This is a genomic window from Agrobacterium sp. FDAARGOS_525, assembly GCF_003938925.1.
In the GTDB taxonomy this organism is placed as follows: Bacteria; Pseudomonadota; Alphaproteobacteria; order Rhizobiales; family Rhizobiaceae; genus Agrobacterium; species Agrobacterium pusense.
The window spans coordinates 655,354-670,228 of the sequence record NZ_RKIU01000004.1 but is presented as its reverse complement, the minus strand read 5'-3'; the positions used below and the strand labels follow the sequence as shown (position 1 = coordinate 670,228).

At 59.0% G+C, this 14,875-nt stretch carries 13 protein-coding genes; 6 read left to right on the top strand and 7 right to left on the bottom strand.

The window, feature by feature from the left end; genetic code table 11:
• Positions 1-59: 59 nt before the first annotated feature.
• Positions 60-1,001, bottom strand: coding sequence for a GlxA family transcriptional regulator (locus EGT36_RS19440; protein ID WP_234882088.1), 942 nt, complete (start codon positions 999-1,001; stop codon positions 60-62).
• Between the two features lie 121 nt (positions 1,002-1,122).
• On the opposite strand from EGT36_RS19440, the gene EGT36_RS19435 reads away from it, so the two are divergent.
• From EGT36_RS19435 to EGT36_RS19420, 4 genes are all read left to right on the top strand, one after another.
• Complete coding sequence (locus EGT36_RS19435) at positions 1,123-1,917, top strand: SDR family NAD(P)-dependent oxidoreductase (RefSeq protein WP_112636638.1); 795 nt, start codon at positions 1,123-1,125, stop codon at positions 1,915-1,917.
• A 235-nt stretch (positions 1,918-2,152) separates the two neighbouring features.
• A complete protein-coding gene (istA, locus tag EGT36_RS19430) occupies positions 2,153-3,652 on the top strand; it encodes an IS21 family transposase (RefSeq protein ID WP_052821263.1) in 1,500 nt (499 codons plus the stop codon).
• Position 3,653: 1 nt separating this feature from the next.
• Positions 3,654-4,388, top strand: a complete 735-nt coding sequence (istB, locus tag EGT36_RS19425) for an IS21-like element helper ATPase IstB (RefSeq protein ID WP_003501246.1) — start codon at positions 3,654-3,656, stop codon at positions 4,386-4,388.
• Positions 4,389-4,620: 232 nt separating this feature from the next.
• Complete coding sequence (locus EGT36_RS19420; protein ID WP_286084187.1) at positions 4,621-5,700, top strand: amidohydrolase family protein; 1,080 nt, start codon at positions 4,621-4,623, stop codon at positions 5,698-5,700.
• A 109-nt stretch (positions 5,701-5,809) separates the two neighbouring features.
• Here the strand turns inward: EGT36_RS19420 and glgX are convergent, their stop codons facing one another.
• The 3 genes from glgX to EGT36_RS19405 form a co-directional block, all read right to left on the bottom strand.
• Positions 5,810-7,885 (bottom strand): glycogen debranching protein GlgX, encoded by a 2,076-nt coding sequence (glgX, locus tag EGT36_RS19415; RefSeq protein ID WP_125270875.1) that lies wholly within the window; start codon positions 7,883-7,885, stop codon positions 5,810-5,812.
• A gap of 282 nt (positions 7,886-8,167) precedes the next feature.
• Positions 8,168-8,356: a DUF2934 domain-containing protein gene (locus EGT36_RS19410; protein ID WP_125270874.1), complete on the bottom strand. Its 189-nt coding sequence runs from the start codon at positions 8,354-8,356 to the stop codon at positions 8,168-8,170.
• Positions 8,357-8,675: 319 nt separating this feature from the next.
• A complete protein-coding gene (locus EGT36_RS19405; RefSeq protein WP_125270873.1) occupies positions 8,676-9,512 on the bottom strand; it encodes a helix-turn-helix domain-containing protein in 837 nt (278 codons plus the stop codon).
• A 134-nt stretch (positions 9,513-9,646) separates the two neighbouring features.
• Here EGT36_RS19405 and EGT36_RS19400 point away from each other — a divergent pair, with 134 nt between their 5' ends.
• Complete coding sequence (locus EGT36_RS19400; protein WP_111813489.1) at positions 9,647-10,681, top strand: fatty acid desaturase; 1,035 nt, start codon at positions 9,647-9,649, stop codon at positions 10,679-10,681.
• 20 nt (positions 10,682-10,701) lie between these two features.
• Positions 10,702-11,448 carry a phosphate/phosphite/phosphonate ABC transporter substrate-binding protein gene (locus EGT36_RS19395; RefSeq protein WP_125271424.1) on the top strand — a complete coding sequence of 249 codons (747 nt, stop codon included), beginning with the start codon at positions 10,702-10,704 and terminating at the stop codon, positions 11,446-11,448.
• Between the two features lie 64 nt (positions 11,449-11,512).
• Here the strand turns inward: EGT36_RS19395 and EGT36_RS19390 are convergent, their stop codons facing one another.
• The 3 genes from EGT36_RS19390 to EGT36_RS19380 form a co-directional block, all read right to left on the bottom strand.
• On the bottom strand, positions 11,513-13,000 hold the full coding sequence (locus EGT36_RS19390) for an HAL/PAL/TAL family ammonia-lyase (protein ID WP_004438133.1): 1,488 nt from the start codon (positions 12,998-13,000) through the stop codon (positions 11,513-11,515).
• 88 nt (positions 13,001-13,088) lie between these two features.
• A complete protein-coding gene (gene hutC, locus EGT36_RS19385; RefSeq protein ID WP_034498429.1) occupies positions 13,089-13,829 on the bottom strand; it encodes a histidine utilization transcriptional repressor HutC in 741 nt (246 codons plus the stop codon).
• A gap of 100 nt (positions 13,830-13,929) precedes the next feature.
• On the bottom strand, positions 13,930-14,844 hold the full coding sequence (locus EGT36_RS19380; RefSeq protein ID WP_022563532.1) for an ABC transporter substrate-binding protein: 915 nt from the start codon (positions 14,842-14,844) through the stop codon (positions 13,930-13,932).
• Positions 14,845-14,875: the final 31 nt, after the last annotated feature.

Genomic DNA, 14,875 nt, shown 5'->3' with positions numbered 1-14,875 from the left:
TAAAGCGTCCGGGGTCTCACCCGGGGGGAAAGGGCACTTATCTCTCTTCAGACTATTAATCAGGCGGTCCTTGCAAGCCGCCTGATGGTTTGCGGCGGTTGTCCATACTGCCGCATGAAGGCATCGCGCATGCGCCGAAGATCGACGAAACCACTTTCGCGCGCGATCTGATCCATCGGGTGCCGGGTCTCCTCGATCATCAGGCGAGCTGCCTCAAGGCGGATTTGCTCCACGGCCTTGGCGGGTGTCTGGCCGGTTGCGGCATGAAACGCACGGCTGAACTGGCGGGGCGAGAGTGCCGCGACCTCAGCCAGTTCCTCGACGGTCAAAGGGTTGGCAAGATGTGTCTTTGCATGGATCAGCGTCTTCTGGATGCGGTCACTGCTGGGTGCAAGTTGGAGCAATTCAGAATGTTGCGACTGACCGCCGGCCCGGCGATGATGCATTACAAGTCTTCGGGCTATCGCGCCTGCCACATCGCGTCCCAGATCTTTTTCAATCAGTGCCACTGCGAGATCCAGGCCGGCGGTCAGGCCGGCCGATGTCCAGACCGGTCCCTCGTTGATGAAGATGCGATCGTCTTCAACGCGCACCTTTGGGAAGGACCTGCGCATCTCCTGCGCATAGGACCAGTGGGTGGTTGCGCGCCGTCCGTCGAGAAATCCCATTTGCCCAAGCAGAAACGATCCGGTGCAGAGCCCTGCGACCCGCCGCGATGCCCTGGCCATTGCGCGCAAGGTGGCAAGTGTTGCTTCATCCTGCTGCGGAGGCGGAATGAGGCCTGCCAGAAGAAGCAGTGTATCCACCTGTCCCACCTCATCGAGTTTTGTGGTCGGTACGGAAAAACCGCTAGACGACATGACAGGGCCACCTTCGACCGAGGTGATCGAGAGCGTATAATAGGTTTCATCCTTCAACACATTGGCCAACTCGAAAGCAGCCTGGACGCCCAGCGCGAGAAACTGGAAACCCGGCGTTAGCACCATGGAAATATGAGGCACCCGTTCCTCCTATTCTGTGTCTTAAAAACGTAGTTTATACGTCATATCGGACAAATGTCATTTGGTCCATAACGTCCGTGTCGAAAGCGATGGCGCTTTCCCCCGAACAAGGAACAGATCAATGACCACAAAGGGAACTGCACTCATCACCGGCGCCTCAACCGGCATCGGCGCAATCTACGCTGACCGTCTAGCCGCGCGCGGTTATGACCTGATCCTTGTAGCCCGAAACGGGGACAAGCTGCAGTCGCTCGCCTCTGAGATATCGAACAAGACGGGTCGTGTGGTTGAAGTGCTTGCCGCCGATCTGGGCGATACGGCCGATCTTGCCCGCGTTGAAAAAGTGCTGCGTGAAGACGCCAACATCACGGCGCTGGTCAACAACGCCGGTATCGGCACCCACACGACGCTGCTGGAAAGCGATGTCGATCGCATGGAAGCCATGATCCGGCTCAACGTGACCGCTTTGATGCGCCTGACATACGCGGCAGTGCCAGGCCTGGTGGCGCGCGGCGGCGGCACGGTGATCAATATCGCTTCGATCGTTGCGGTTGCGCCAGAACTGCTCAACGGCGTTTACGGTGGTACCAAGGCTTTTGTGCAGGCGTTTACCACATCGCTCAATCACGAACTCGCGGACCGTGGCATCCGGGCGCAGGCCGTCCTGCCCGGTGCCACCCGCACCGACTTCTGGGCAATCGGAGGCCTGCCGGTCGAACATCTTCCCAACGAGATCGTCATGCAGGCCGAGGATATGGTCGATGCCGCGTTGGCCGGGCTCGATCAGGGGGAAACCAGCACCATTCCCGCGCTCAGGGATATCGAGCTATGGCACGCCTATGAGGCGGCACGTCTCGCGCTCGGCCCTCAGCTTTCCGCCACCCGGCCGGCAACGCGTCTGATCGCGGCAGCCTGAAACGTCCGCGCCCTTTGTGGTTTGAGACAATCGGAAATCTTCGTCGCAGCGTATCAATCGGTGAACGGCACGGTGGCCTCGCTTGCCCAAGGACCACCGAGATATCTCCACAGGTCAAGCTGTGATTAGGCATGGAATAAGGACCCCGCACATGGGGTGATCGGCGTCCAAACGGGACCCCCATTTGCAATGGGGTTACAACAGCCTCCGGTTTCATCGGAGGCTTTTTGTTCGGATGCTTATTGTGGAAACAATTCTGAAGATACGGCGGCTAGCCCATGTTCAGGGCAAGTCGATCAAGGCGATCTGCCGGGAGTTGGGCATATCGCGGAAAGTGGTGCGGAAGGTTTTGCGCACCGATGAGACGGAGTTCAAATACGAACGGACCCGTCAACCTCAGCCGAAGCTCGGCCCCTGGCGCGGTCAGCTCGATGGAATGCTCCTCGCCAATGAGGCCAAATCTTCTCGCGAACGGCTGACACTGATCCGGATATTCGAGGACTTGCGCGACCTCGGCTACGAGGGCGGTTACGACACAGTCCGGCGTTACGCCCGAACATGGGCGAAGGAGCGCGGGTCCGTGACGGCGCAAGCCTATGTGCCGCTCTATTACGCGCCGGGCGAGGCCTACCAGTTCGACTGGAGCCACGAGATTGTCGTGCTGAACGGCGTGACGACGACGGTGAAGGTTGCGCATATCCGGCTCTGCCACAGCCGGATGATGTATGTGAGAGCCTATCCGCGCGAGACGCAAGAGATGGTCTTCGACGCCCATGACAGGGCGTTCGCTTTCTTCGGCGGGGCCTGCACGCGCGGCATCTATGATAATATGAAGACCGCGGTGGAGACGGTCTTCGTCGGCAAGGAACGGCAATACAATCGCCGCTTCCTACAGATGTGCAGCCATTACCTGATCGAACCGGTGGCCTGCACGCCGGCGTCGGGGTGGGAGAAAGGCCAGGTCGAGAACCAGGTCAATCTGGTGCGCGAACGCTTCTTCACGCCGCGACTGCGCTTCAAATCCTACGATGAACTGAATGGCTGGTTGCTGGACAAGTGCATCAGTTACGCCCGCGCTCATAAGCACGTCGATCAGACGGAGCGCACGATCTGGGAGGTGTTCGATGCGGAGCGGCCGCACCTGGTCGGCTATCCCGGCAAATTCGACGGCTTCCACGCTGTGCAGGCCTCGATCGGCAAGACCTGCCTCGTGCGTTTCGACAACAACAAATACTCGGTACTGTCTACGGCAGTCGGCCGCCCTGCCGAGATACATGCCTATGCAGATCGCATCGTCATCCGGCAGGATGGCGTGGAAATCGGCCAACACGATCGCTGCTTCGGCCGTGGCGAGACGATCTATAATCCCTGGCATTACGTGCCGGTCCTGACCCGCAAACCGGGAGCACTGCGCAACGGTGCGCCGTTCCACGACTGGGTTTTGCCCGCCGCCATGGAGAAGGTGCGCCGCCGGCTGAAGGCAATGCATGACGGCGACCGGCAGATGGTGTCGATCCTCGAATGCGTGGGCCTGGACGGGCTCCCCGCCGTCGAAGCGGCCTGCCAGGAGGCGATCGATCAGGGCGTGTTCTCGGCCGCCGTCATCATCAACATTCTGGCCCGCAAGCGTGATCCGCAGCCGGCCGCCATCCTTTCCATCCCCGATGCGCTTCGCCTGACCCATGAGCCTCTGGCCGACTGCGCCCGTTACGACAGCCTGAGGAGGGCAAGCTGATATGGAACGATCCCAAATCCTCGACATGATGGGCACGCTGAAGCTGTTCGGCATGCGTAGCGCCTATGACGAGATCATGGCCTCCGGCATCAAGCGACAGCACGAACCGCCGCGCATCGTCGGTGACCTGCTTCAGTCGGAGATCGCCGAGAAGCAAGCGCGCTCCATCAAATACCAGATCACCGTCGCCAAGCTGCCGCTGGCCAAGGACATCGACGACTTCGACTTCACCGACACGCCGGTCAACGAAGGCCTGGTGCGCCAACTCGCAACCGGGGCCTTCCTCGCCGAGCAGCACAATATCGTTCTGGTCGGCGGAACCGGCACGGGAAAGTCTCACCTGTCCATCGCCCTTGCTCGTGCTCTGATCCGCAATGGCGCACGCGGCCGCTTCTTCAACGTCGTCGACCTCGTCAATCGGCTCGAGACGGAGGCACGTAGCGGCAAACAGGGACGGCTGGCCGACTTCATCACCAGGCTCGACTTCGTCATCATGGACGAACTGGGCTATCTCCCATTTGCCCAGGCGGGCGGCCAGCTCCTCTTCCACCTCATCAGCAGGCTCTACGAGCGGACGTCCATCATCGTCACGACGAACCTGGCCTTCGGCGAGTGGCCGGCCGTATTCGGCGACGCCAAGATGACCGCCGCTCTGCTCGACAGGCTCACCCACCATTGCGAGATCGTGGAAACCGGGAACGAATCCTGGCGCTTTAAAAACCGCTCTCAAAGCTAAAGCCGAAAAGACAAACAACCCGCGCCCGCAGGCCCTTGCGCTAAATGGAGAGCCCCGGGCCTACGCGCGCTGACCCGATGCAACTAGAGGCAGGGGTCCCTTTTGGGAGCCGATAAGGGGTCCCGTTACGACGCCGATTGACAATATAGGCGTCACCAATGGCCGCATTGCCGCTATTGGTCAGATCGCGACGGGAGCAGGCCGGAAGGATGAGGCAGTCGGTGGGAGGCTGGTGCTGCCGGGTTTCGTCGATACCCATGTTCATCTCGACAAGTCGTGCCTCTTGTGCCGTTGCAGCGATGCAGGAGGCGGGCTGAAGGGCGCGATTGCCGCGGTTGCCCGTCTGAAGCGGGACTATACGGTCGAGGACGTCTATGCCCGCGGAGCCCGGACGATAGAGATGGCAATTGGCAAGGGTACGATGCACATGCGCACCCATGTGGAGGTTGATCCGCGGGCGGGCTTGCGCAGTTTCGAGGCGATGAAGCGGTTGAGACAGGATTATGCTTTTGCACTCGATCTTTCCATCTGCGTGTTTCCGCAGGAAGGGCTGACCAATGATCCGGGCACGGAGGAATTGCTCGAACAGGCGCTTGTCGAAGGTGCGGACCTTCTCGGCGGCTGCCCCTATACCGACAGCGATCCGTCCGGCCAGATGGAACGGCTTTTCGCCTTGGCCGCGCGACATGACGTGGACCTGGATTTCCATCTGGACTTTGACCTCGATCCAAGCTGGGGGCATCTTGAGGAGATTTGCGATCGGACGGAAAAGGCCGGTTGGGGCGGGCGGGTGGCTGTCGGCCACGTGACCAAGCTTGCAACCATGAACGAAGCAATATTTGAACGTCGGGTCGCGCGGTTGTCCCAAGCGGGCGTCGCGGTAACGGCGCTGCCTTCGACCGATCTCTATCTGAACGGTCGGGAAGCCGGTTTTCGCGCCGTGCGAGGCATAGCACCCGTGCATATCCTCAAGGATCGGGGTGTCACGGCATCGATCGCCAGCAACAACATACTCAACCCGTTCACGCCCTTTGGCGACTGTTCACTTCTGCGCATGGCCAATCTCTACGCCAATGTGATGCATCTCGGGCCGGAGGATTTCGCGGCCTGCCTGGATCTCGTCTCGGAGGATGCAGCCCGGCTGATGCGGATCGACGGTTACGGGCTGGTTGTCGGCGCGATGGCCGACATCCTCGTAATGGAAGGCGAAGACGAGACCGAGGTCTTCGGCGGGTTGGGCGAGCCGGTCATGGGTTTCAAGCGGGGGCGCAAGAGTTTTGTCAGGCCAGCCGCTACGGTGCTCCGGCCTTGACATTTTTGGAGCACCGCTGCGTCGTTCTGGTTCTCCTCCGACCTGCGGTCCCGGTGGGCCGGCGCGGCCCCGAACAGGATACTATCCTGCGAAGCGCTCTTATTCCGCTTTAAGGTTGTTTTCCCGCACGCAATAGCACGAGGCTACGGTCGATCAGGACATATTCGGCGGCTTCGATTTTTCGGTCAGTCGCTTCGGGATCGACTGTCGTGAGGACTTCCACCCATCCTCCGCTCACCTCCGGAAGAGCGAATGGAACGGACCCGTCATGGGGATTGAACAGGATGAGGATATCATCCCAACCTTCTTCCTCATCGTGATCGCGGCCAACACGCAGCCCGATGGTGGTGGCGCCGGGATCATCCCATTGCTCCCGGGTCTGCTCGCTGGCCGCCGGGTTGTACCACGTTATGACCATTCCGTCGCGCCAGTCGTCGCGCCTCAAAATCGAATGTTCGTGACGCAGCGAAATCAATCTGCAGGCGAAATCGCGCAGTTGTGCGGCGCTTGCGGGTAGATCCTCCCAATGCACCCAGCTCAGTTCGTTATCCTGGCAGTAGGCATTGTTGTTGCCCATCTGGCTGCGGCCAAACTCGTCGCCAGCCAGAAGCATCGGTGTTCCATGAGAAAGAAAAAGCGTCGCAAGAAAATTTCGCTTCTGACGGTCGCGGAGAGTAATCACTCCCTCGTCATCGGATGGCCCTTCCACGCCAAAATTAAAGCTTCGGTTGTCGCCATGACCGTCCTTGTTATCCTCGCCGTTCGCCTCATTGTGCTTGTCGTTGTATGAAACGAGGTCGTTGAGCGTGAAGCCGTCATGCGCTGTCAGGAAATTTACGCCGGACCAGGGACGACGGCCGCGCAAGTCATAAACATCGCCGGAGCCGAGGATACGGGCCGCGAAATCCCTGGTCGTGCCATCCCTGTTTCTCCAGTAATCCCGCACGGTATCGCGGTACTTGTCGTTCCACTCTGCCCAGCCTGGCGGAAACCCACCGACTTGATAGCCGCCCGGCCCAATGTCCCATGGTTCTCCAACAAGCTTCAGACGTGACAGCACGGGATCCTGCCCGACGGCATCGAAGAACCCGCCGCGCTGGTCGAACCCTTCCGGCTCGCGTCCCAGGATCGTGCCGAGATCAAATCGGAACCCGTCGATCTCCATCTCCTGCGCCCAGTAGCGCAACGAGTCCGTAACCATCTGCAAAACGCGCGGGTGGGAAGTGTTTACCGTGTTTCCGGTGCCGGTGTCGTTGATGTAGTAGCGCGGCTCGTCCGGCATTGTGCGATAATAGGAGAAGTTGTCGATGCCTCTGAAAGAGAGGGTTGGTCCCATCTCATTGCCTTCGGCGGTGTGATTGTAGACGACGTCCAGGATGACCTCGATCCCGGCACCATGAAAAGCGCGAACCATGTCCCGAAAGCCCTGGATGCCCCGCGGACCCATGTAGCGGTTCGCCGGAGCAAAGAAGGCAAGCGTATTATATCCCCAATAGTTTTTCAGACCTTTTTCCAGCAAATGGGCGTCGTCCGGAAACCAGTGTACCGGAAGCAGTTCAATGGAGGTCACCCCCAGACTCTTGACGTAGTCGACAATCTCTTTCTCCCCAAGGCCCTCAAATGTGCCTCGGAGAGCTTCCGGAACAGCGGGGTGAAGCTGCGTGAAACCCTTGACGTGGGTCTCATAAAATATTGTCTTCGACCAGGGAACGTCGGGGCGCTGTTGACCCCTTGGCGCGTCGGACCTGGCGACCACGCGAGCCTTTGGCACAAACGGCGCGCTGTCAGTGTCGTCGAAGGACAAGTCCTTGTCCGGACTGTCTGTCACGTAAGCAAATTGCGGCTGCCCCCACTCTATGTCGCCCACGACTTCGCGCGCATAGGGATCGAGCAGAAGCTTGTTAGGGTTGAACCGGTGCCCGCTTTCGGGTTCGAACGGGCCGTAAACGCGGTAACCGTAAAGTGCGCCTTCTTTCAGGCCCGGTACATAGCCGTGCCAGACCTCGTTGGTGTATTCCGGAAGCTCGAGGCGTTCGATCTCCGCGGTCCCATCGCTTGAAAACAGGCAGAGTTCCACCCGCTCCGCATGGGCGCTGAACAGCGCGAAATTCACGCCATCTCGGTCCACAGTCGCGCCGAGTTGACGGTGGTCACCGGCGAGAATACGGGAGTTTCTGCTGATCATGGATGCCTCTGGAAAACGGGTGGGATCTTGCGGGTGAGTGGAGACGCGGTGTTTTCGTCGCATGAGAAACACAAATGCGTCAGGAACGTTCCCTCCCGTATGGCGACAATCTTGCAGCCAGAGGCATGGGCCATTCGGTTTCGCGAGTGAGTTATCCGATGTCGGCCGGAACAGACAAAGACCGGCGGGCGCTGGTATTATCGCCCCGGAGATTAGCGACTGTTCAGGACGTTGCGCCGCTCCTAAACAGTCTGGCAGTTTTGTGGTGAAATCGAGCTTCTGTTACGTTTGCGGTGACAGGTTTTCCTCCGCTGCGCCGTCCGGAACCGGGGCGTCGACCGGACCGAATTCACTTTCCCACTCGGCACTTGCGGTATGCCACTGCTCTTCGTCCTGTCCTTCCGGACGACCGGCCTGCTCCCACAGTTCGTAAGCGCGCTTCGAAATCCATTCCTCGCGATCGGTGCCCATTTCATTCTCCCTTTGAGGTGTGAAGCAATATTGTCCTGCCCCAACCTTCGCCACCAACGAAAGTTCCGGTCGCGCCGCGTGGGCATCAGGCAACCGTCACCATTGTTGTCCGCGAACATGGCGATCTCACTGAGGCGGATGACGCGCCCGGTATTGTGGGAACAGGAAGAGCCCCGGAACGGCGGAAGCAGCCGGAGTGTGTGAGGATGACCCCAAAGGCGGGCATAGCGTGAACGACGCGGCGGCTCAGTCCGGATTTAGATGGCGTTGCAGGCCTTGTGTCGGATGATTTCTGGACGGCGGATGCCGAGGGCTCGCTTCACGAAACTTCGAGCGTTCTGACGAAGTCGGCAGTCTGGTGCGCGTGAACACGCGTGAAGCGGATCAACTCATCGAAGTGCCGCTGCATCTTTCGGATGGATTCAGCATTGTTCAGCACGAGATACATGCCGCCGACGAAAATCGCGGCGCGTTGCGATCCGAAAATCGTATAGGGCACGGAAAACCGTTCTTTCTCATTGAACAGGAACAATCTGAACGACGGATAGAGTTCAATGATCAGGTTTGACATGTACTGAAGCTGCTCGGCACGTATCTCCCTTTTCAGTCCCCGCCACATGCCGCTCCCCTGGGCAAAGGCCTCAAGTGTCTCGCGTGGCATACACACTTCCATGTCCGTGCCCGGTTGACGATTGTAATCGAGCCTGAATGCCGTTTCGCTTGCTTGCGCCTTGACGCTTTGATGCGCGGATCTCGCCTCGAATGCGATGATCTGTGGCGTGCGGAGCAGGTCGGGAATACGGGCCGGCACGTAGCGTATCTTGGAGCCCGCGGCCTCTGCATGCCACTTCATCAGGAGGGTGTCGGTGTAGTCTTCGCCACCTTCCTCTATCTCGAAGCTCGGGCGCAGTTCGCCCATCAGCCCCGGATCGTGCGAAATGCCAAGCAGCCAGTCCAGTGAAACGGAATGACGTTCGGCAATATTCAGAAGCGTTTCAACGCGCGGCAGCCGCGCCGAATCGCTTGATAGAAGTTGCGAGAGAGCCGATCGGTCGATCCCGATCTCGGCTGCAAAGGCCGAATGACTTAATCCGGAGCGGGAAACCAGCTCCGTCAGCCTGATGCGAAACAGGTTGGAAAGCGCGCGCTTGTCCACTTTTCACCTCGTTGTTTACAATTATCACCATATTCTACTTTTTGTGATCAAAATCAACGGTTGGTAACCATAATCCCGTTGTGTACCGCGCCCTGGGGTGAAAATCTCTCATTACATTCTAATCGAGGGATATTATGAGTGACATTGCCAGTGAATCCAACGCAGTAAGCCGGCCTCGCCCGAAGTCGCTCAGGATCGAGTGGCCGACGATAGGATTGCTGATCGTCTGTTATGGTCTCTGGGCCGGCGCTGGTTACGCCCTCTATCCGCTTTATCCGTTTGCAGCGCTTGTCTTGATGGGCATCGCTGTCGCGTTGCATTCATCACTTCAGCACGAGGTGCTGCATGGGCATCCGACCCGCAACGCAAGGCTCAATGAAGCGCTGGTGTTTGCCCCGCTCGGGATTTTCTATCCCTACCGCAGCTACAAGCGGACACATCTGCAGCACCATGCGGATGAGCGGCTGACGGACCCGTTCGATGACCCGGAAAGCTATTACCGCGCCATGGGCGACTGGGAGACTTTGCCTGGATTTTTAAAGACATTGCTCGGATGGAACAACACGCTGATTGGACGCCTTCTGATCGGTCCGCCGCTGATGGTCGTCGGATTCACGATATCGGAGTGGCGAAAGATCGCCAAAGGTGACCGGCGGGTCATCTATGCCTGGCTTCTGCATATGGCTGGTCTCATTCCCACGTTGCTGGCCATATCCCTGCTGTTCGGTATTCCGCTCTGGCAATATATCGGTGTCGCTGCCTATCTCGGCATTTCCATCATCGCCATCCGCTCCTATTGTGAGCACCAGTGGGCCGAGCGGCCGGACGGGCGGACGATCATCGTCGAGAACTCCGTTCTGGCCCCCCTGTTTCTCTACAACAACCTGCATTTCGTGCATCACAAGCTGCCGACTGCGGCGTGGTATAAGCTGCCATCGCTTTATAAAGCCAGACGCGCCGAATGGCAGACGATGAACGAGGGCTATGTTTTTGCCAATTACTTCGAGGTTTTCCGCGCTTTTGCATTCCGTGCGAAAGAGCCGGTAGTGCATCCCGTATTGGGACGGCCCGAATTAGTTCCCGCAACAACGGCCGTGACCTATGTGCCAACTGATTTCGTAGCCTACGTGATGCCCGATAATTCCTTGAGATCGGACGCCTCGACGTGACCTTGATAGCGGCGCTGCCGATGTATGACTGGCCGGAATTGCGTGCTGAGACCGATGCCGTGTGGGCGGGAATGCGCGTAAGATTTCTTGCGCAAGGCATCGATGCTCCCGAGCGCCTTGTCCGGCGCAACTCAGATATGCCGCCCGTTCCCGGTGGCATTCGTGATGAGGCAGGATCCGTCATCGCTCCGGATCCTGCCACGCTTGATCCTTTCTCCCTCGATCTCGCAGTCTTGTGGCGCCATCCAAACCTTCTCGTTTCCCAGACATGCTGGGGTCCTATGGAGCTTGGCCTCGAAGAACACGTCGAGGTCATCGGTCAGGGCAATTATGACGGGATCACAGGCGGCGCGGGTGCATTTTACTCAAGTGCCCTCATCGCCCGCATTGGTGACGGCGGCGACGATGTCGCCCCGTCCGAGGAAGGCGAGGCATTTCTGCCGCTCGGATTTTTCAGTGAGAAAAGGCTGGCGTTTAATGAGCACCGGTCCCTGTCCGGTTATCTCAGCCTCAAACGCGATTTACAGGCGGCCGGTCAAGGCCTCGATCTGTTCCAAGAACTGGTTGAGACTGGCTCGCACCGCGCTTCGGTGATTGCCGTTGCCCACGGTGATGCCGATATTGCCGCGATTGATTGCAAATCCTGGATGATTGCCCAACGATATGAGCCGGCAGCAGCAGGCCTTCACGTTGTCGGCTGGACCGCGCGGCGCAGAGGCCTGCCCTTCATCCGCGCTAAGGGTATGGATATTAAACTCGCGATGTGACGGAGTAGCTGGAAACAGTGTGGCCGTCAATCGGTTTTGCATGTGTCTGTAGCGCCGCCTGATATCAGTTTGGCGGCGTGTTTTGCGACATAAGGGATCGGATAGCCTCGATGTCCGCCGAGGGCGGCCGGTCATCTGAGTAAGGGGCGACATGGGTGCGGAGCAGGCCGTAGAGCGCGTCGGTACCGGGCGCCCTTGCCGCAACGGATTGAATGAAATCATGCGCCTGTGTCGCCGCCATCCATTCTATCGACAGGATATATTCGGCATTTTCGATAATTGCGAGGAGCTTGTTGGCGGCGGCGGTTGGATGGGCCAGGAAGTCTTCTTGCAGAGCGGAGGTCAGCCCGCCATCGGTGGAAGCGGGCGCCGCAAGGCGCCGGTTTTCGTTGGACAGCGCAGCTGCGGTATATTGCGCGATCATGAAACCGGAATGGCTGCCGGGATCGGAAGCGAGAAATGGAGGAAGCCCGCTCACCAGAGGGTTGACGAGCCTGTCAATCCGCCGTTCGCTCATCGCCGCGATCTGGGAGAGTGCGATGGCAAGACTATCGGCTGCCTGTCCAAGGGCCGGGGCCACCGCGTGAGCCTGCGACCATACGATGGGCTCTTCCGGTGACCCGGCGAGCGCCGGATTGTCTGTCACGGAGGCCAGTTCTCGGTCGATGATGGTCGCGCAGCTATCGAACACATCGCGTGCCGCGCCATGCGCGTGGGGAATGGCGCGCAGGCTGAGGGCATCCTGTGTACGCTTGCCAAGCGACGCTTCGATGAGACCGCTGCCTTCAAGACGCGTCCTGAGGGCTTTTCCCACCGTTGCCATGCCCGGTGAGGAGCGTAGCGAGAGCACGGCTTCTTCGAAGGCCGACATCTGGCAACCGACCGCTTCCAGCGTCAGCGCGGCAATAGCATCCGCCCAATCAAGCAGCCGTGCTGCGCGTGCCAGAGCGACACTGGAGAGGCCCGTCGCACATGACGTGCCATTGACAAGGCTCAAACCTTCCTTGGCGCCAAGAACGAGCGGTTGAAGGCCCATTTCCGCCAAAGCGTCCCGACCGCTGAATGATTTGCCACCGAGCTTTGCCCTGCCTTCGCCAATCAACACGAGCGCAATATGGGCATTATGTATCAAATATCCGGCTGACCCTTTTGAGGGCACATCAGGGATACAGTCGCATTCCAGGAACCTCGTCAGATGGGCAACGATCTCCCTGCGGACACCGGAGTAACCATGGGCGAAGTTGGCTATTTGTGAGGCAATGATTGCGCGTACCTCGTGACGGCCAAGCAATGGGCCGACGCCGCAGGCGTGACTGAGAACGATACTGCGGGAAAGCTTTCCCTGGGCAGCGCGATCGACCACCGTGTCAGCCAGAGCGCCAACACCTGTGTTGACGCCATAGGCACGGATACCGTTTTCAACGATGCCGTCGACAATTCGGCTTGCCCTTTCGATCCGCCGGTAGGCTTCGTCCGAAAGGACGAGATGATCGCCTTGGCTCACAAGGGCGACATCGTGCCAGCTCAGGGCCTTGTCCAGCATGACCGTCATGAGGTTCTCCTCGAGGAACGCCGTCTAGACGGAAGACGACGACATTGTGTTGCCATTGACTGATCCGGTTTGTACGCCTGCCTGTGTATCAGGTGCTGTACAGGCGGTAGCGGCTTCCGGGATAGAGCAGGCGCACCGACGAGATGACGCCAACGTCAGACCATGTCCGGCGTCGCACCAGAAGGCAGGGCTCTGCTTTGGAGATCGCCAAAAGCTTGCATTCCCAAGGCTGCGCCGTCACGGCCTCGATATGTTGTTCAGCCCTGATGATCGGTGCCACGGCGGTGAGATAGCCGTTCGGCGTTCTGGTGCTGAAGTCCTGATTGACGTAATCCGGGACGATCCCGTGGTTTACGAAACGATCTTCGATCTGCATCGGGACGGAATCTTCCGCGTGGACGATAATCGAATGAGCAACCGTCGCGCCCACATCGACAGAGAGCGCTTCGGCGAGTTCGGCATCGCATGTCTCCATGCGAAGCAGAACGATCTTTGCCGTATGAATGCCGCCATTCTGGTTGATCTCGTCGGCAATATTGGGAACACTTTGGAATTGGGACGTTCGCTTTTTACTTGCAACGAACGAGCCTTTGCCTCGGACACGAACCAGAAATCCTTCGTCCGCGAGTTCGCGCAGCGCCCGGTTGGCGGTCATGCGGCTGACACCGAGCATGTCCACCAGTTCATTCTCCGATGGTACACGCTGGCCGATCGACCATTCGCCCGTTTCGACGCGGCTGCGAACGTAGTCCTTGAGTTTGACGTAAAGCGGCGGGGAAATTGCCGCTTCATCCTGCCGATTTTCGACCTGTTTCTTTACCGTGTGCATGGGTTCCAAGTCGCTTGGTCGTCACAGCCCGAAATCTCGGCGTCTGACATAGGGAAATGCATGTATGCGGGTATGGGTGTGCCATACCCGCAAATGATGGTCAGTTCAACTTGTGGGCCGTGAGCCACTCTTCGGCGACGACGTCGAAGCTGTCATGATTGGCCAGTCGACCGTTCATGACGATGAGATCCTTGGTGGTCAAGGCTGCGGATACGGCGTTGAGCGTCGTTGTTACGACATCGCTGACTTTTGGCGTCGCGATAACCGGGACGATGTTCTGTGCCGGGAAGAGGTTCTTCACATCTTCAAGAATGATGAGATCATTGGCGGCAATGGCGGGATCCGTCGAGAAAAGGTTTGCCGCCTGTACCTGATCGTTCACCAGCGCAGACAGCGTCAAGGGACCGCCGACATCGAGCGACTTGAAGGACTTGAACTCCAGGCCGTAAATGTCCTTGAGGCCGATGATGCCTTCTTTACGGGTTTTCCATTCCGGCGGACCGCCGAGCACCAATTCTGAGGCGACCGGTGCCAGATCGGCAATTGTCTTCAGCTTGTATTTCTCGGCGGTTGCGCGTGTCACGGCGACGCCGTCCGAGTCCTGTGCTTCAGATGGCGTCAGCATCGACACGCCCTTTGGCAGAGCGGCCTTGAGCGCAGCCGCCACGTCCGCCGGTGCATGCGCCGTGGCGTTTTTGTCGAGATAGCTCAGCGTCGCACCCGCATATTCGGGCAGGAGATCGATCGAGCCGTCGAGCAGGGCGGGGATGTAGACCTCACGGCTGCCGATGCTGAGTTTCGTCTCCACCTTGATGCCCTTTGCAGCAAGCGCCTTGGCGTAGATGGTCGCCAGAAGCTGGCTTTCGGGGAAGTCGGCAGAGCCGACGATGATGGTCGAGGTGTCCGTTCGCGCCGCCGGGGCCGCGCCCAGCGGGTCGGTCTGGCCGAACGATGTGGTCGCCGAAAGCGCCATGAAGGCCAATGCGCCAGCGGCTTTTAAAATCCTGAATGCCATGCAGCTGCTCCTCTTGTTTTTTACCTGGGTG